The following is a 210-nucleotide window of genomic DNA, read 5'->3' on the forward strand; positions in this document are numbered from 1 at the left end:
ATGTTATTCATGAGTGAATACATAGCTTATGAAAGGAACACGCAGTGAACTGAAACATCTAAGTAGCTGCAGGAAGAGAAAGAAATTCGATTTCCCAAGTAGCGGCGAGCGAACAGGAAAGAGCCCAAACCGGCAGATTTATCTGCCGGGGTTGTAGGACTGAGTCATGGCACTTCAGAGGATAGCAGAAGCATTTGGGAAAATGCGCCA

General features: G+C 45.7%; 1 rRNA gene. It reads left to right on the forward strand.

The features are described from left to right. A 23S ribosomal RNA gene (locus lacNas_RS10820) occupies positions 1-210 on the forward strand; the annotation flags it as partial.

It is taken from the genome of Lactobacillus nasalidis, assembly GCF_016587775.1.
GTDB classification, from domain to species: Bacteria; Bacillota; Bacilli; order Lactobacillales; family Lactobacillaceae; genus Lactobacillus; species Lactobacillus nasalidis.